Raw genomic sequence first — 17132 nt, forward strand, 5'->3', positions numbered from 1 at the left:
CCTCACTGCACGGGATAGTCGCGCGGCACTTCCACACCCACATCGTTGAGCAGACGCAGACGCATGCGCATGCCTGCACGGTCGGCCGGCACATGGTCCAGCGGCCAGCGCAGTTCCTGGAAAGGCTGGATCACCGTGGTCCTGGCCAGCGCTTGCGCCTGGTCACCCAAGACCAGATCGGCCTGTTGCACCATCAGGTGATAGCCACTGCCGTTGCGCACCACCATGCTGGCCATCCCGTCGCTGCTGTCGATGGCGAAGGAAAGCGCCGCGGGTGCGCGCGCCGCATCGGCCTCGCTGGCCAGGGCGGGGGGACGATAGAAGACTTTCATGCGGCTGCGCACGGTCAGCACCAGCTGATTGTCGTTGACCGAATCGGCCTTGAGGGCCGGCACCTGCAGGAAATTCAGAAAGAACAGCGACTCGCGGTCCCGCGGCAGCGCTGCGCCGATGTAGGAGAGCCGCACCACCTGGCCGCCATGCGGCTCGATGCGGAACACTGGCGGAATCACCAGGAAGGGCGAGGCCTGCCCATCGGGCCGGCCGGCGTGTCCATCATCCAGCCACAGCTGGACCAGATTGGGATGATCGTCAGGGTTGCTGAAGCGCAGCACCTGCTCGCCGGCGTCGGCCGGATAGATGACGCGCGTACCGAGCATGGTCACGCTGGCGCTGGCGTGCGCACTCAGCAGGAAGACCAGCAACATGAGGAGACCTGCGCGCAAGCTTGTTCTGTTCATGGCAAAAACGGGGATGCGCCGCCGGGAGCTATCCCGGCAGCGACAGGGGTGAGACCAACGGGGAAACGGAAGTCCGCGCCCGGACAGGCGCATCAGAAGTAGTCGAGGGCGTACTGTACCGAGCCAATCACGGAGCCGGCTTCGGCCGCGCCGCCTTCGGCGACGTAGCGTACGGCAAAGGTATGGGAAGCACTGGTACTGCCGGCGGCTATCTCCAGCCCCTCGACCGACACGCCGCTGCCGCCCACCAGGCTGATCGGATCGCCGCCGACGCTCTTGCGCAATTGCAGCGCCACGTTCTTGGCGCTGCCCAGGTTGGGAATGTTGTTGCCGCTGGTGGCGGCGCTGGCCAGGAATTGCGTCTTGATCTTCAGTTTGTCGGTGGCCGATGCCGTGCAGCCACTGACACTGACCACGAAGGGCGTCTCGCCCGCCGACGTGCCTGCCGCCGCGAGGTCGCCGGTGGCCACCGTGGGCAGCAGCACCACTGGATTGGCCGCACCGTCGACCATCACCTGGCAGGTCTGGCTGTTGACCTGGCCACGGAAATTGATGGTACTGCCTGCCGCCAGTACCACCGACGGCGAGACCAGCAACAGAATTGCGAGATGCTTTTTCATTTTTACCCCCAAGGAGAATTCGGTCGATCCACGAAGAATGCCGACACCAACCGATGTGTCCGGCACCAGACGAATCATAGGCAGGCAGGTGGCGCAGCAGAATCGGCGCTCCCCCAAGCAGCCGTTGGCAATCGCTGATTCAGCAATAGGCAAAATCCCAAACGCGGGCATCGCCGCACAATGGGATTTGGCCCATGCACATTGCAGAGCCGGCCCATGTCGCGCACAGGTGCGCTTGCGCGAACATGCAGGGCTTCCCATCCTTGCCGGAGTTTTCCCTTGTCTGCTCGCCCGCCCGATCACGCCAGGCCCGGCGTACCTTCCCACTGGGCCCTACCCTGCCCTTTGCACCTGCTGCTTGCCTTGCTGGCGCTATGCCTGCTGTCGGTGCCGGCAGAGGCCATCTGCAAGCGCAACAATCGCATCGCCTATCCCTTTACGCCCTTGAGCGATGGCGGCTCGGCCCAGTTCTGGTTCGGCCGCATCAATCTCGCCAGTACCGTCCTGCAGCCGGCCGGCACACTGCTGGGCAGTGCGGTGGCGACGGCCGCCGAGGCCTCCGGCATCAGCGGCGATACACTGCTGTGGACCTGTGACCTGGCCGATGCCGGACAGATCTCCGAAGTGTTTTCCACCAATGGCGATGACCGCGTGGGCGGATTTGCCGAGATCGGCACGCAGGATGGCTTGCCGGGTTTCTACCGCACCTGGTTTCCCGGTGTGGCGATCCGGCTCACGCATCTGCGCTCAGGGAAGGTGTTTTCGCGCTATTACCAATCGGCCCGTCTTGAGAACTACGACGTCGATGAAGCCAGCAAGAAGATCCTGATCCGCGCCAGGCATCTCAGTCCGGTCAAGGCCGAGATCGCCCGTGTCTCCGATCTCAGTCCCGGCACCGGCACCAGCAACTGGTGCGGCGACCGCCCGAACAACCGGTTCCAGACGGCCGTTCCCTACCGCTGTCTGCAGCCCAATGGATACCTGATGTTGCGGGGTCCGGGGTACAACCGCGCCAGCGGCGACATGGATGATGATGGTGAAGATCACGCGACGCGCTTCCTCTTCTTCGGTGCCGCCAACGGCATCGCATTCGGCATGCGCCAGGCGGCCACCCTGAGCGTGCTGCCCTCGTGCGTGGTGCAGAACGTGACGCCGGAAGTGGTTTTTCCGACGATCTCGGAAGAGGAACTCAACCAGGGCGAGACACGGCAGGTGGAATTCACGCTGGCCTTTCGCTGTGACGAGGGCGTCAATACCCGACCGCCAGCCACCGCCGGTACTGACGACAACCAGACCGCCTTTGGCATTCAGGTCTCACCGGGCGCACTGGCGGCAGCGCGGCAGCTGGGGTATGTCAATCAGGACCAAGGCGTGCGGTATCTGCTCTCGGACTACTACGGCCTGGATCCTTCCCTGGCCAAGGGTGTGGGCATCAGCCTGAGCGACAGCGACAGCCAGCAGCCGATGCAATTCCTCAGCTCGCCGCTGGCCGGACAAGGATTATCCAGACCGCTGCCAGCGGGTCGCAACGCCGGATGGTATCGCCTCGACGCCAGCAATGCATCACGCTGCCTGCCGCCGGAACCTGCTGCCCCCGCGTATCAGTTCACGGTGGAAAAACGGCTGACCGCTACGCTGCAACGGCTGCCAGGACAAGCCGTGGCAGCAGGCAGGGTGTTTGCGACCGCCTATGTGATCGTCAAGGTGCAATGAGGCGCGCGGCCGGTGCGTAACCGGCTGGGGCCGGAGCGCCGGCAGGGAAGCTTGCCCTGCATGCTATCCATCGTGACTGATGCAGTATTGCTGTGCAGTTCGAACACGGATGGAGATTGGCCTGACATCGATGCGATCTCACCGGCATGGGCGCATATGCTTATGAGAAATCATTTCTTTGCGCGCCCTGCCCGCTCGCGCTAGCGTCTGGGGTGCGACAGTGTTCCCGCATCCCATTCACGAGAAGAAGAGAGACAACATGCCAGACAACCCGCAATGGAAATTCGAAACCCTCTCCGTCCACGGCGGCTACGATCCTGACCCGACCACGCGCGCCGTGGCCGTGCCGATCTACCAGACCGTGGCCTTCGCCTTCGACGATACCCAGCACGGTGCCGACCTGTTCGACCTGAAGGTCCAGGGCAACATCTATTCGCGCATCATGAACCCGACCCAGGACGTACTGGAAAAACGCCTGGCCGCACTCGAAGGCGGCATCGCCGCCCTGGCCCTGGCCTCCGGGCAGGCCGCCGTGACTTACGCGATCCAGACCATTGCCGAAGCGGGCGACAACATCGTCTCGGCCTCCACCCTGTATGGCGGTACCTACAACCTCTTTGCCCACACGCTGCCGCAGTTCGGCATCCAGACGCGCTTCGCCGATCCGCGCCAGCCGGAGTCCTTTGCACCGCTGATCGATGAGCGCACCAAGGCCATCTTCATCGAATCCATCGGCAACCCGCTGGGCAACGTCACCGACATCGCCGCCGTGGTCAAGATCGCGCATCGCCATGGCGTCCCGCTGATCGTGGACAACACCGTGGCCACGCCCTATCTGCTGCGTCCCTTCGAGCATGGGGCCGACATCGTGGTGCATTCATTGACCAAGTATCTCGGCGGCCATGGCACTACGCTGGGCGGGGCCATCGTCGATTCGGGCAAGTTCCCCTGGGCCAGGCACAAGGAACGCTTCAAGCGCCTCAACGAACCCGACGTCAGCTATCACGGCGTGGTGTATACCGAGGCGCTGGGCGAGGCTGCTTACATCGGCCGTGCGCGCGTGGTCCCGTTGCGCAATACCGGCGCCGCGCTCTCGCCCTTCAATGCCTTCCAGATCCTGCAGGGCATCGAAACCTTGTCCCTGCGGCTGGACCGCATCACCTCCAATGCGCTGGCCGTGGCGCAATACCTGAAGCGCCACCCGAAGGTACGCTGGGTCAACTATGCGGGGCTGGAAGATCATCCCGACCATGCGCTGGCGCAGAAGTATTTCAAGGGCCGCGCCTCGGGCGTGCTGACCTTCGGCGTGGCCAATGGCCGCGACGGCGGCGCGCGCTTCCAGGATGCGCTGCAACTGTTCACGCGGCTGGTCAACATCGGTGACGCCAAGTCACTGGCTACACATCCCGCTTCCACCACCCACCGCCAGCTGTCGCCCGCCGAACTGGAGAAGGCGGGCGTGACGGAAGATACCGTACGCCTGTCCATCGGCATCGAGCATATCGACGATCTGCTGGCCGACCTGGAACAGGCCTTGCAATCGGCCTGACCTGATCTTTCCTCAAAAAAAATGGCTCCGCATGCGGAGCCATTTTCGTTTCAGGCAGTGGATAAATCAGGCGGCCTGCTTTTGGGCTGCCCGTTGCTGCAGGCGCTGCGCCACCAGCTCACGCGTCCGCGGGATCAGTTCACGGCCATAGTCGATGGCATCCTCCAACGGGTCGAAGCCTCGGGCAAGACAGGTGGCACGTCCAGGTCGGAGCAAGCCAGCAGTGCCTCAGCGCAGCTCGCCCATGGACACACCCGGAACGCCTTGCCGGATGCGCTTGCTGTAGTCCTGCTCCGGGCCGCTTTGCAGGGCGCGTTCGGTGATGCGCCCGGCCTCGCGCAATTGCACGAAGCTATATCCCGGTGTCAGCACGCCGTGGTCAAACACGTAATCGGCGAAGTAGCCGGAGAGCAGCAGGCGATAGTCCAGCGGCAGCGAAGGCGAGAGACGGCGCGCCAGTTCGAAGACGATCGTGGTGCAGTTGCTGGTGAGGGTGTTGTAGAAACGCGGACTCTCCCGCAATTGCGCCGCGCGTTCGAGGTAGCCGAGGAAGACGCGGCGCAATTGATCCGGGCGCAATTGCAGACGATACAGATACACATCCTCCCCGCGCGCGTTGGTACGGGTACGGATGATGTCGGCTTCGTCGGCGGCAACGATGACGGTCTCGAACTTGCGGAAGAAGCCGCCCACGGCCGAGAAGGCTTCATCGCGTTCTCGCCGGATCTCCAGCGAGAACACCAGGCGCCGTCCATCGGCAAAACCGAAGGACACCAGCGTGTGCGCAATCGCCGGGCCCATCCAGTAGGACAGCAGCAAGTCGGCCGAGACCAGTTGCGCGAGATCATATTGGCGCGATTCCCAACGGATGTCGACATCAGTCTCGGTGCGCCAGTTGAAGTTGCGCACGTTGTCCAGCGTGACGGTATCGCCTTGCACCTGCGACACCAGCATGCGCGCCACATCATCGGCCCAGTCGCGCGCGTGGCTGGGGCGGATGCTGCTCCACCAGCCGGCCATGGCAATACCGGCCAGCACCAGGGCCACCGGGCCCCAGCGCCAGGAGTGAGGCAGGCCGGGCAGGCCCGGCACCCCGGCCACCAGCGCCAGCGTCGCTGCAGGCGGCAAGCTCCACAGCACGATGGCGGCGATGCGCAGCCAGGCGGCGCCCGGCAGCTGGAACCACAGCGCAAACCCGCCCCATACGGCCAGGCCCAGTGCCAGCAGGCCCAGCACCATCATCATCGCAGCATGCACAACAGCCATCGGCAACATCCTCAACTTGTCTCGGTTCGGTCCAGCCGCATTGTAGCGGCCTTGTCCGCACAAGTTCATGCGAAAGCATTCGTGGCCGTCACGGCGGGCGCGTTCCACAATCGACGACCCGCTTTGTCTTCTCCGAGGAATCCGCATGTCACAGCCGCCCAAGCCAACGCAGCGACTGCGGCGTCCGCTGGCGCCGGCAGGCGGGGAGCATGAGCCCGGCGATGTGAAGACATAAACAAAAAAGCCGGACCGCGCTGCTGATTACGGCGCGGTCCGGCTCAGGTGCAGGGATCAGTTCTTGCCGAGTTTGAGCGTGCTGGTGGCTTCCAGTCCGGTGGAGAATTCGTAGTAGCGGATCTTGTAGCCCTTCTGCTGCAGCTGCGGCTGCAGGGACTTCAACATGGCAGGTTCGCTTTCCGGGAGAAGAAGGGTCGCCCGCCAGTGTAGGGATGCGCGGCGCGGAACTGAACGAAGCAATCCGCATGTCGATAGTTGATCGTTGCTCGCCGAGGCAAGCGCAGGAGTAGCTCAGGGCCCGTCCGCACCCAGCAGTGTGGCCAGGCGCGGCAGCACCGACTCGGCATCCTCGCGCAGCTTGAAGGCCAGCAAGTCATCGGCACGGGTCACGCCGCGGTTGATCGCCACCACCGGCTTGCCGGCCGCAGCCACCGTGCGCGGGAAGCGGAAGCCCGACAACACCATCAGCGAAGAGCCGATCACCAGCATGGCATCACAGGCCTGGGCCGCCGCTTCGGCCTGTGCCGTGCGCGCGGGCGGCACGCCATCGCCGAAGAACACCACGTCCGGTTGCAGCATGCCGCCACAGGCCACGCAGGCCGGCACATGGAAGGCGGCATCGGCCTCCGGTTCCAGGCGGGCATCGCCATCGGGCAAGGCCTCGGCCTGCAGGTTGACCAAGGAGGGATTGCAGCGTGCCAGCTCCTGCTGGATCTCGGCGCGCGGATAGACGGTGTCGCAGGCCAGGCAGCGCACCGCATGGATGCTGCCATGCAGTTCGATCACGTCGCGGCTGCCCGCCTGCTGGTGCAGGCCATCGACGTTCTGGGTCAGGATGCCGCCGAGATGGCCGGCCTGCTGCAATTGCGCCAGCGCGCGGTGCGCCGCATTGGGCGCGGCCTGCGCCAGGCGTGGCCAGCCCAGCATGCTGCGCGCCCAGTAGCGTTTGCGGGCCGCTTCCGACTGCCGGAACTCGGTGCCCTGGATGGGCAGCCGGCCGCGCCGCACGCCGCTGTCGTCGCGGTAGTCGGGAATGCCGGACGCGGTACTGATGCCGGCCCCGGTCAGGACCAGCACCTGGCGATGACGCTGCAACAGTTGCGCCAATGCGGGCAGCAGGTCGGTATCGGCATTGCTGATCACGTCAGTTGCACCAGGGAAAGCGGCATCACGCGGAACGGACAGACTCGGGCTCATGGCAAAGATTGGCGGGAGGATCACACACGGCAGACTACGCGAATTCGGCCGAGCCTGCAGCCGCGAGGACCGCGCCTGCCAGGGGCCGGCGGACGCGATTTGCCGATTCTCCCTATAATTCCCGTGCAACTTTCAAGGCGCACCCGGCTCGCAAGGCCGGGACAGCGCCGACATAAAAATTCTTCCGCCAAAAGTTCGAGGAGCATCAATCATGCGGCTATTACTTCTGCTGCCTTTCATCGGCCTGCTCTGGGTCCCCTTCTACAACGCCGAATTGCCCAGCCTCTTTGGCTTCCCCTTCTTCTACTGGTACCAGTTCGCCTGGGTACCGCTGACCTCGCTCATCATCTGGCTGGTCTATCGTGATGGCCTGAAGAAGGGAGTCGAATGATGGAGACGTCCAACATCCACTGGACCGCGCTCTGGGTCTTCCTGTTCTTCTTTGTCCTGGTCACCGTGATGGGCTTCCTGGCCTCCAAATGGATGGCCGGTCCCAGCAACAAGGGCGCCCATCTCGATGAGTGGGGCCTGGGTGGCCGCAACTTCGGCACCTGGATCACCTGGTTCCTGGTCGGTGGCGATTTCTATACCGCCTATACCGTCATCGCGGTACCGGCGCTGGTGTATGCGGTCGGGGCCTATGGCTTCTTTGCCCTGCCCTATACCATCCTGGTCTACCCGATCGTGTTCGTGATCATGCCCAAGTTGTGGCATGCGGCGCACAAGGCCGGCCACGTGACCGCCGCCGATGTGGTGTGGGGACGCTATCAGTCGCGTCCGCTGGAGTTCGCCATTGCGCTGACCGGCGTGGTCGCCACCATGCCCTACATCGCCCTGCAGCTGATCGGCATGGAAGTGGTCATCAAGGCCCTGGGTCTGACCGGTGAACTGCCGCTGCTGGCAGCCTTCGTGATCCTGGCCCTGTACACCTACTCGGCCGGCCTGCGGGCACCGGCGCTGATCGCCTTCGTCAAGGACATCATGATCTACATCGTGGTGCTGGTGGCGGTGGTGGTGGTGCCGGCCAAGCTGGGCGGCTATGGTGCCGTGTTCAACTCGGCGCGCGAGGCGTTCGCAATCAAGGGCGGCGCTACCGGCCTGACCCTGAAACCCACGCAGTTCCTGCCCTTCGCTTCACTGGCACTGGGTTCGGCACTGGCGGCCTTCATGTATCCGCACACGCTGACCGGCATCTTCGCGGCCAAGGATGCCAATACCATCCGCAAGAACGCCGTGTTCCTGCCGGCCTATACGGTGCTGCTGGGTCTGATTGCGCTGCTGGGCTACATGGCGTATGCGGCGGGCATCAAGGTGCAGGCCAACAACGACGTGGTGCCGGCGCTGTTCAACGGATTGTTCCCTGGCTGGTTCGCGGGCTTCGCGTTTGCCGCCATTGCCATCGGTGCGCTGGTGCCGGCGGCAGTGATGTCCATCGGGGCCTCCAACCTGTTCACCCGCAACTTCTGGAAGCCTTACGTCAATCCTGGCATCAGCCATGAAGGCGAAGCCAAGGTGGCCAAGGTGGTGTCGCTGGTGGTCAAGTTCGGGGCGCTGGTGTTCATCCTGTTCCTGCCGACCAAGTTCGCGCTGGACCTGCAATTGCTGGGCGGCGTGTGGATCCTGCAGACCTTCCCGGCGCTGGTGTTCGGTCTGTTTGTCGGCTGGTTCGGTGCCCGCGCACTGCTGTGCGGCTGGGCCGTGGGCATCGTCGGCGGCAGCTGGCTGGCCTTCAGTGACGGCATCAAGCCGGTCCACAGCTTCCTGATCGGCGGCGAGACCTACACGCTCTATACCGGCCTCATTGCGCTGGCCCTGAACGTGGTGGTGGCCGTCATCGCCAACCTGATCCTGGGCAAGGGCTCGAAACCTGCATTGAAGCGTTGATGTGATGATGCAAGGATGCATCGGCGTTTGATCAGGCGATGCATCCGCGCATCAGTTCGTCGCTGCGCTGCGCCGGCGTTAACCTGAAAGTTGCAGCGCCCGTGCAAGAAAAAATGCTCCTCAATGAGGAGCATTTTTTTTGCCTGGCTCGGTTCGATGAAGCGCGTTCCGGACCTAGGTCAGCTGCCCTGCCCCGTCTCCGCCAGCAGTGCCACCAGCCGCTCCAGCGGTGCCGGTTTGGTCAGGTGGTGATCGAAGCCGGCGGCGGCCGCTTCCTGGCGATCCGACTCGGCACCGCGGCCGGTGAGCGCGATGAGCTGCATGCGCGCGCCCGCCTCGGTCGCGCGCAGCTGCGTGGCCAGTGCGTAACCCGACATGTCGGGCAGTCCGATGTCGATGAAGCCGACATCAGGCCTGACCTCCTGCGCCAGTCGCAAGGCCTCGGCCCCGTTACCGGCCACATGGGTGGCATGGCCGCGATAGTTGAGCAGCATGGCCAGCATGTCGGCATTATCGAAGTTGTCGTCCACGATCAGGATGTCCAGTCCCTTGCCGCTCTCCGCCTGGGGCAGCTCGCCGGTCGCCTCGCTGCGGTCCTGCGCCGTGGTCTGCGGCAGGCGCACCGCGAAGGTGGCTCCCAGGCCGGGGCCGGGGCTGGTGACCGAGACGCTGCCCTCATGCAGGTCCACCAGCCGCTTGACCAGGTGCAGGCCAATGCCCAGGCCGCCCTGAGCGCGATCCACCTCGGACTGGATCTGGGTGAACATGTCGAATACCGTGCCGATATCCTCGGCGGCCAGTCCCACGCCATTGTCACTGATGCTGATGAGGACATCGTCGCCATCCATGCGCGCCGTCACGCGGATGAGACCGCCCGGGGGCGTGTATTTCGCCGCATTGTTGAGGATGTTGCTGACCACCTGCACCACGCGATGGGTATCGGCTTGCAGGAAGAGGTCGCTTTCCGGAGCTTCCAGTTCCAGCTTGTGGCGATTCTTCTCGATCAGCGGCATGCTGATCTCGACCGCGCTGGCCAGCGCCGACTTGACCGACATGTGCTGCTTCCTCAACTTGATCTTGCCCTCGGTGATGCGGGAGATGTCGAGCAGGTCTTCGATCAGGTGCGCCAGATGGCGGATCTGGCGATCCATCATCTGGTGGATGTTGTGCTGGCGCTCGTTGCCGGCCCCCATCAGCTTCATCACTTCCAGCCCGTTGCGGATCGGGGCCAGCGGATTGCGCAACTCGTGCGCCAGCGTCACCAGGAATTCGCGCTGGCGGCGGTTGATGGTGGTCAGGTCCTGCGCCAGCAGTTCCAGGTTGCGCTTGGCTTGGCGTTCCTCATGCACGTCCACGATGGCACCGACGAAACCACCGGGCTGGTCGTCCTCTGCCTGCAAGGGCGTACCTGAATCGATCACCCAGCGATAGCCGCCATCGGCATGGCGCAAGCGATAGACGGCGTGGAAGGCGCTGCGTGTCTGCTGGCAGCGGACGAACTCGGCGAGGGCGGCCTCGCGGTCCTCCGGATGGATGCAGGCGATATGGCCGCCATCGGCGATGGCGCTGGCCGGCAGGCCGGTGAAGGCGTGCCAGCGACGGCTGAAATAGTTGGTGCGGCCCTCCGGGCTGGTGGTCCAGATGATGGCCGTGGAGGCATCGACCAGCGAGCGGAAATAGCGCTCGCTGGCCTGCAGCGCCTCGCGCGCAGCTTGCCGGCGACGTGCCGCTTCCACCTGGCTCTTGACGCGTATCAACAGCTCGGTGGCCGCGAAGGGCTTGACCAGGTAATCATCGGCACCGGCGGCGATGCCCTCGATGCGCGCTTCTTCACCGGCACGTGCCGAGAGCAAGATCACTGGCACCTCGCGCGTACGCGCATCACGCTTGATTCGGGCCAGCAGGCCGAAGCCATCCAGCACCGGCATCATCACGTCGCTCAGGACCAGGTCCGGTGGCGCGGCGCATACGGCTTCCCAGGCGGCCTCGCCGTCGGAACAGGTTTGCACGTCGGCGTAGTCACCGAGCAGGCGCTGCAGGTAGTCGCGCATGTCGCGGTTGTCGTCGGCAATGACGATGCGTACCGGATGCGCCGCGTCGCCTGCCGGAGGCAAGGCCGGGGCCGCCGCGGTGACCGGTTCGGCGGCCGTCGTGGAGAGCAGCGCTGAGGTGGCTGCAGGCAGCCAGGCTTGCGCCTCCTCGACAAAGGCCTGGCCGGGCTGGCGGTCCTGGCTGATCGCCACGGCGTCGGCCCGGATCACGTCATCGGCCTGCAAGTGTGCGGTGCCGAACGGGATCTCGACGAAGAAGGTCGAGCCCGCGCCCGGCACGCTGTGCACGCCGATCTGGCCGTGATGCAGCTTGACCAGTTCCTGGATCAGGGCCAGGCCGATGCCGGTGCCTTCATAGGTGCGGCCGTGCGCGTTGTCGATGCGATGGAAACGCTCGAAGACGCGCGCCTGCTGGTCCAGCGCAATGCCGGAGCCGGTGTCGGTAACCGACAGGCGCACGCTGTGCGCCAGCGGCTCCAGCAGCACCGTGATGCTGCCCTCGAAGGTAAATTTGAAGGCATTGGAGAGCAGGTTGAAGACGATCTTTTCCCACATGTCGCGATCAACGAAGACCGGCTCGGGCAGCGGGGGGGTCTTGACCTCGTAGTGCAGTCCGGCCTTTTCCAGGGTCGAGCGGAATACGCTGGCCAGATCTTCCGTGAGGCTGGCCAGATCGGTGGCGACGAAGCTGGCCTTGGCGCGTCCGGCCTCGATGCGCGAGAAATCCAGCAGCGCATTGACCAGCTTGAGCAGGCGCAGCGAATTGCGGTGCGTGACCTCCAACCGCTTGCGCTGCGCCGGTCCCAGCGGCTCGGCCTGATCGGCCAGGGCATCATCAAGCGGGCCGACCATCAGCGTAAGCGGGGTGCGGAATTCGTGCGAGATGTTGGAGAAGAAGGCGGTCTTGGCGCGGTCGATCTGGGCCAGCTCCTCGGCCTTGCGCTGTTCATGCAGGTAGACCAGCACGTTGGAGACAGCCGTGCTGAGTGCTCCGCCCAGCAGGGCATAGAAATCCTGGTACTCGGCGTCCAGCGCACGGCGCGCACTCACGCCCGCGACCACGAAACCGAAGGGCTGTTCCATCCCGGCCACGGTGACCGGGAGGATCACGGCCTGCACCGGGGCTTCTTCATACGGCCCGGCCACGAAGGGGCCGAAGCGCGCGGCCAGATCGTCGACCTGCACCATGCGCTGTTCGGCCAGAGCCTGCGCGAAAGGCCAGGCTTGCGCATCGTCCAGACGTACGCTGGCCGGTGCCAGCGTACTATCGGCCGCGATGCCGGCCAAGCCGCGGCGCTGCAGGACATCGCCTTCGAGCTGGTAGAAGAGCGTGAAAGGCAGGTCCAGTTCCATGGCGGCGTGGCGCTGTTCCAATCCCAGGCACAGGTCATCGATGGAGAGGCATTTGCCGAGTGCGGTCGCCAGTTCGCGCAAGGCGGCGGTGCGGCGCGCGCCCAGCACCTTGTCGGTGGATTCCGAGATCGGGTGGAACACGCCCCCCACCTCGCCTGACTCGACCCGGATCGGCGAGAAGGAGAAGGTCATGAAGGCTTCTTCCAGATAGCCGTAACGATCCAGGAACATGCGCTGGTCGCGGATGTAGGTGCCCTCGCCCTGATGCGCGCGGTCGAAGGCATCACCCACCACCGGCAAGGCGGTGGCCCAGCAGATGCGGAAATCCTGGCCCATCGACTCGGGATGCTTGGCCCCGCAGATGGGGCGATAAGCGTCGTTGTAGATCTGGATGTCGTGCGGCCCCCAGGCGATCAGGATGGGGAAGGTGGAAGACAGGCACAGGCTGACCGCCGTGCGCAGGCTTTGTGGCCAGGTATCGAGGGGACCCAGCGGGGTGGACGACCAGTCCATCGCGCGAATCAGTTTCCCCATCTCGCCACCACCGGAGAGCCAGCTGAATTCCGACTGTTGTTCGTCCACTTCGCTGACCTTTATGTGCGTGAAACCTTCAATATGCGGTCATGCTACTCCCGATCGCGACGATTGCCCCGTTTTATTGCTCCTTGTGTACAAAAACGACGCCCGGGGCCTGGCGTGTGCGCCCGGGCCAGGAGTAGATCGTCGACAACAGCGCGGTCAGAACGAGGTGCGCAGGCCGGCCGTGATCGCCCAAGGGCTGAAGCCGGGCGAGACCGTCGCGGAGGCCGAATTCAGCAGCGCAAACCCTTGCGTGGAGCGGCTGTTGTTGCGGATGGTCGTGGCGTAGGTATAGAGCTGGGTGCGCTTGGAGAGGAAGTACACGTAACCCACGTCATAGGCCATGGCATGGGCATCGCCGTTCTGCAGACGGCGTGCGGCCCCCAGTTCGACATCGCCTTGCCCAACCGCAATCCTGGCATTGAGCATGACAGCCGAGGAGAACCAGCCGGTGGCATCGGAGCGGGTCGAGTGCAGGTAGTTGGCCCCCACGACGTTGCTGCCGATCTTGTAGGTAGCGGCCACCACCTGGGTGATCTGCGAGGATGCGACTGCAGGGGAGGCGGCGGCATAGTAGCGATAGCGGTTGTAGCCATAGCCCAGCGTGTAGCGGTCGCGCGCATATTGCACATTGGCACCGATGTTGCGGCCTGCTTCACTTTGTACGCCGACATTTTCTGCACCGAAGGAATAGCCGATCTCGCTGGTCAGTCCGCCGAAGAGCACCGGGGTACGGTAGCGCAACGCATTGGGATAGAAGCCGCCAGTCCCGGACGTGCCCAGCGTGGAAGAATGTTCCAGCGACATGATGGCCGCCGGGTTGGCCAGTCCGTAGGTCGATACATCCGAACTCAGGAAGACCCAGTAAATCGGCAGGTACAGGAGGCCGGCATCGATGCTGCCATAGGACCGGCTGGACAAGCCCACCGACGCGCCGCGATTGAACAGGGTCGTGCCGCCGCCAGCGCCGGTATCGGTGGAGAAGCCGGTTTCAAGCTGGAAGTTGGCACTGTTACCGCCGCCCAGGTCTTCGGCTCCACGAAATCCGAAGCGCGATGCTTGCAGGTTGCCGCTGGCCACCGTCGGCGTGGTCGCAACGTTGCGATCAAACTTGCCCACCTGCAAGGCGGCATCTACGATGCCGTAAAAGGTCACGGAGGATTGGGCATGTGCCGTCGATACGCCGCCGGCCAGCAGACAGGCACCGGCCATCATGGCCAGCAGGCGGGCACGATGACGCAGGCTGGAACATGCGGTCTGGGCGAGAGGTATTTTTTTGTATTGCATGAAGTCTCCTGGTGTTGTTATGCGTGGATGAATGCTTGGAGGTCTGTGCAGCGCTGCGAAAGGATGAATGCTTGCGTGATCCGCACTGCCTCAGCCGACTACCGAGACCTGGGCCAGGCCGGCATCGACGATGAGGTTCTGGCCGGTAACGGCGGCGGCCTGGGGGCTGGCCAGGAACAGCACGCTGTCGGCGATGTGCGTGGGCTCGACGCGGAACTTGAGGCACTGCAGGTCGAGGAACTGGCGGTCCGAGCTGGCGTCGCGCCACAGCGCGGTCTGGCGTTCGGTCACCACGGCGCCTGGCAGCACCGCGTTGACGCGGATGCCGGCCTCGCCCAGCTCACGCGCTAGGGTACGGGTGATGCCCGAGATGGCGGCCTTGGACGCGGTGTAGCCGATCAGGTTGGGACGGCCGCGCAGCCAGGAGATCGAACCGAGATTGATGATCGCGCCACCGCCCGCCTCGCGCATGCCGGGTGCGACGCGCTGGGTCGCGAAGACGTGATGGCTGAGGTTGACCGAGAGCATGTCGTTCCACATCTCTACCGACAGCTCATCGAGACCATGGCGGGTGTCGCGACCGGCATTGTTGACCAGCACCCGGATCGCCCCCAGTGCTGCAGCGGCGTGGTCCAGCACGACCTGATAGGCCGGAATGTCGCGTACGTCGCAGACGGCAAACCAGGGCGTGTGGCGCGCGGGAGCGCTGCCAGGCTGAGCGGCCAGGCGTTGGCACAAGGCCTGGCCGGCGGCCGGGTCGATGTCGCAGAAAGCGACTTGCGCGCCCTGCTCCCAGAATGCCTTGACCAGTGCTTCGCCAATGCCGGACGCGCCGCCGGAAATGAAGACTACCTGCCCGGCCAGCCAGGGATAGCTGGCGCGAGGAAGGGGGGTGGATGGAGAGGTGTTCATGCTGCGCTCCTGGGATCAGAAGATGGCACCGCGCTCAGTGACAGGCGCATCTCGCCTGCCAGGCGTTGACCGGGTTCTAGGATGTGCATGGCGGGGGCGATGCCATGCAGTGCATTGTTGGGATGGCTGACCGGCTCGAAGGCATAGAACGGCTGTCCGGACGGACGGAACAACACGGCGCAGCGCAACGCCGTACTGGCGGTCAGCGTGATGCGGTGATGCGGGCCGGTCATGATGGCCTGGCCGCTCCAGTCGGTAAAGCAGTTGTCGATCGTCAGCGTGTCGAGATGTCTGGTGTCCGGGGGTGGGACGCTGCCGCAGGGCAGCTTGTCGGGACCATTGAGCAGCATGGCCTGCCAGTGCGTCTGCAACTGCGTGGGTTGCGCCGCCGAGATCAGCGGGAAGAAAGGATGCCAGCCCAAGCCGCAGGGAGCCCGGCGCTGGTCGAGGTTCTTCACCTCCAGTTGCAGCACCAGATCATCGCCCTCCAGCGTGACGACCTGCGTGGCGCGCAAGGCGAAGGGCCACTCGCCTGCTGCGGGTGAGGCATGTTCCAGCTGCATCGTGACCGATTCCGCACTGCTGCTCCGCACCTGCCATGGTCGTTGGAAGCCCAGGCCATGGATGGCGTGCGGTTCGTTGTCGAAGTTGGCGGTGAGCACATACGCCCGGCCCTCGAAGCTGAACGTCGCGTCGGCAATACGATTCGAAAACGGCAGCAAGGGATAGCAGGCGCTGCGCCGCACCAGTCCTTGCTGCAACGCTTCTTCGGCACTGGGCCGCAGCACCGGCTGGCCGCGCCAGTTGGCGGAAGCAAGCGCCCCGCCCAATGCAGGCAGCACGCGCACCTGCCAGTCGCCCCGGACCAAATCGACCGCGAGCAACGGGGCCGGCATCAGTAAGGTCCTCCGGCATTTGCCTGGGGTGCGGTCTGGTCGAACTCGGCGATGAAGGCATTGGCCTGGCGCATCATCATGCCCATGTCGGAAGCGATGGCGACGTAGTCATATCCCATCGCCACGAACTCGCGCACCATCAGCGGCGTCGGACCGACGATGCCGACCGGCTTGCCCACTGCGTGCGCACGGCGGGCTACATCGGCAATGGCCGCGCGCACCTCGGCATCGGCCAGATTGCCGATCTTGCCCATGGCCGCCGACAGATCGCCGGGGCCGAGGAAGAGCGCATCCACGCCCGGGACGGCGGCGATCTCTTCAAGGCGCGCAATGGCTTCGGGCGTTTCCAGCTGCACGATGCAGCTCACCGCTTCATCGGCACGGCGACCGAATTCGCTCCATGTGCCGTAGCGGCTGGCGCGGTGCATGGCGGCAAAGCCACGCGTTCCTTGCGGTGGAAACCGCATGGCCGCTGCAGCGGCACGGGCCTGCTCGACGGTCTGCACGAAGGGAAACATCAGAGTGGTGGCCCCCATATCGAGCGCGCGCTTGGCCAGCGTGTGATCATTGCTGGCCAGGCGCACGATGGGCATGGCGCTGCCGCAATCCACCGCGCGCAGCAGATTCTGTACGTCGGTGAATTCCAGCGGGACATGTTCCATGTCGATGAGCAGCCAGTCAAAGCCGGCGTGCGACAGGCCTTCGGCGCTGGCGCTGCCGCCCGACATCAGCCAGGTTCCCAATGGCGTGCTGCGCGCGGTGCTCTGCCGCGCGCGGGCCAGCATGCCGGCGAAACGATTGGCAGCCGGATCGCAGCGCTGCGAGGTGAAGGCGGTGGATGTAGTCAT

General features: G+C 64.6%; 13 protein-coding genes. 4 read left to right on the forward strand and 9 right to left on the reverse strand.

Annotated elements, in window-relative coordinates; translation table 11 throughout:
- Positions 1-2: 2 nt before the first annotated feature.
- Positions 3-707, reverse strand: a complete 705-nt coding sequence (locus ACWFUC_RS24500; protein ID WP_489623660.1) for a fimbrial biogenesis chaperone — start codon at positions 705-707, stop codon at positions 3-5.
- Between the two features lie 125 nt (positions 708-832).
- Complete coding sequence (locus ACWFUC_RS24505) at positions 833-1360, reverse strand: fimbrial protein (RefSeq protein ID WP_199725100.1); 528 nt, start codon at positions 1358-1360, stop codon at positions 833-835.
- Positions 1361-1639: 279 nt separating this feature from the next.
- Here ACWFUC_RS24505 and ACWFUC_RS24510 point away from each other — a divergent pair, with 279 nt between their 5' ends.
- Together ACWFUC_RS24510 and ACWFUC_RS24515 are read left to right on the forward strand one after the other, a co-directional pair.
- Positions 1640-3073, forward strand: coding sequence for a fimbrial protein (locus ACWFUC_RS24510; RefSeq protein ID WP_489637385.1), 1434 nt, complete (start codon positions 1640-1642; stop codon positions 3071-3073).
- 259 nt (positions 3074-3332) lie between these two features.
- Positions 3333-4622 (forward strand): O-acetylhomoserine aminocarboxypropyltransferase/cysteine synthase family protein, encoded by a 1290-nt coding sequence (locus tag ACWFUC_RS24515; protein ID WP_489623662.1) that lies wholly within the window; start codon positions 3333-3335, stop codon positions 4620-4622.
- 228 nt (positions 4623-4850) lie between these two features.
- On the opposite strand, the gene ACWFUC_RS24520 is transcribed toward ACWFUC_RS24515, so the two are convergent.
- Positions 4851-5888, reverse strand: coding sequence for an Lnb N-terminal periplasmic domain-containing protein (locus ACWFUC_RS24520; RefSeq protein ID WP_489623663.1), 1038 nt, complete (start codon positions 5886-5888; stop codon positions 4851-4853).
- Positions 5889-6416: 528 nt separating this feature from the next.
- On the reverse strand, positions 6417-7322 hold the full coding sequence (locus ACWFUC_RS24525; protein WP_489623664.1) for an NAD-dependent protein deacetylase: 906 nt from the start codon (positions 7320-7322) through the stop codon (positions 6417-6419).
- A gap of 211 nt (positions 7323-7533) precedes the next feature.
- On the opposite strand from ACWFUC_RS24525, the gene ACWFUC_RS24530 reads away from it, so the two are divergent.
- Positions 7534-7713, forward strand: coding sequence for a DUF3311 domain-containing protein (locus ACWFUC_RS24530; protein ID WP_034332747.1), 180 nt, complete (start codon positions 7534-7536; stop codon positions 7711-7713).
- Positions 7713-9206 carry a monocarboxylate uptake permease MctP gene (gene mctP, locus ACWFUC_RS24535; RefSeq protein WP_489625581.1) on the forward strand — a complete coding sequence of 498 codons (1494 nt, stop codon included), beginning with the start codon at positions 7713-7715 and terminating at the stop codon, positions 9204-9206. The genes ACWFUC_RS24530 and mctP overlap by 1 nt, the downstream gene beginning before the upstream one ends.
- A 179-nt stretch (positions 9207-9385) precedes the next feature.
- Here the strand turns inward: mctP and ACWFUC_RS24540 are convergent, their stop codons facing one another.
- From ACWFUC_RS24540 to ACWFUC_RS24560, 5 genes are all read right to left on the reverse strand, one after another.
- Positions 9386-13192 (reverse strand): ATP-binding protein, encoded by a 3807-nt coding sequence (locus ACWFUC_RS24540; protein WP_489623665.1) that lies wholly within the window; start codon positions 13190-13192, stop codon positions 9386-9388.
- Positions 13193-13348: 156 nt separating this feature from the next.
- Positions 13349-14476 (reverse strand): porin, encoded by a 1128-nt coding sequence (locus ACWFUC_RS24545; protein WP_489623666.1) that lies wholly within the window; start codon positions 14474-14476, stop codon positions 13349-13351.
- A 90-nt stretch (positions 14477-14566) separates the two neighbouring features.
- A complete protein-coding gene (locus ACWFUC_RS24550) occupies positions 14567-15388 on the reverse strand; it encodes an SDR family NAD(P)-dependent oxidoreductase (protein ID WP_420105419.1) in 822 nt (273 codons plus the stop codon).
- Positions 15385-16284, reverse strand: a complete 900-nt coding sequence (locus ACWFUC_RS24555; RefSeq protein ID WP_489637386.1) for an aldose 1-epimerase — start codon at positions 16282-16284, stop codon at positions 15385-15387. Before ACWFUC_RS24555 ends, ACWFUC_RS24550 begins: the two co-directional genes overlap by 4 nt.
- On the reverse strand, positions 16284-17132 hold the full coding sequence (locus ACWFUC_RS24560) for an HpcH/HpaI aldolase family protein (RefSeq protein ID WP_240733755.1): 849 nt from the start codon (positions 17130-17132) through the stop codon (positions 16284-16286). Before ACWFUC_RS24560 ends, ACWFUC_RS24555 begins: the two co-directional genes overlap by 1 nt.

Source organism: Herbaspirillum sp. Her4 (assembly GCF_057961335.1).

Excerpts from the sequence above, each read along its gene's own strand:
- ACWFUC_RS24500 (WP_489623660.1), bottom strand. The coding sequence starts at position 707 with ATGTTGCTGGTCTTCCTGCTGAGTGCGCACGCCAGCGCCAGCGTGACC.
- ACWFUC_RS24505 (WP_199725100.1), bottom strand. The coding sequence starts at position 1,360 with ATGAAAAAGCATCTCGCAATTCTGTTGCTGGTCTCGCCGTCGGTGGTA.
- ACWFUC_RS24515 (WP_489623662.1), top strand. The coding sequence starts at position 3,333 with ATGCCAGACAACCCGCAATGGAAATTCGAAACCCTCTCCGTCCACGGC.
- ACWFUC_RS24520 (WP_489623663.1), bottom strand. The coding sequence starts at position 5,888 with ATGGCTGTTGTGCATGCTGCGATGATGATGGTGCTGGGCCTGCTGGCA.
- ACWFUC_RS24525 (WP_489623664.1), bottom strand. The coding sequence starts at position 7,322 with ATGAGCCCGAGTCTGTCCGTTCCGCGTGATGCCGCTTTCCCTGGTGCA.
- ACWFUC_RS24530 (WP_034332747.1), top strand. The coding sequence starts at position 7,534 with ATGCGGCTATTACTTCTGCTGCCTTTCATCGGCCTGCTCTGGGTCCCC.
- mctP (WP_489625581.1), top strand. The coding sequence starts at position 7,713 with ATGGAGACGTCCAACATCCACTGGACCGCGCTCTGGGTCTTCCTGTTC.
- ACWFUC_RS24545 (WP_489623666.1), bottom strand. The coding sequence starts at position 14,476 with ATGCAATACAAAAAAATACCTCTCGCCCAGACCGCATGTTCCAGCCTG.
- ACWFUC_RS24550 (WP_420105419.1), bottom strand. The coding sequence starts at position 15,388 with ATGAACACCTCTCCATCCACCCCCCTTCCTCGCGCCAGCTATCCCTGG.
- ACWFUC_RS24555 (WP_489637386.1), bottom strand. The coding sequence starts at position 16,284 with ATGCCGGCCCCGTTGCTCGCGGTCGATTTGGTCCGGGGCGACTGGCAG.
- ACWFUC_RS24560 (WP_240733755.1), bottom strand. The coding sequence starts at position 17,132 with ATGACTACATCCACCGCCTTCACCTCGCAGCGCTGCGATCCGGCTGCC.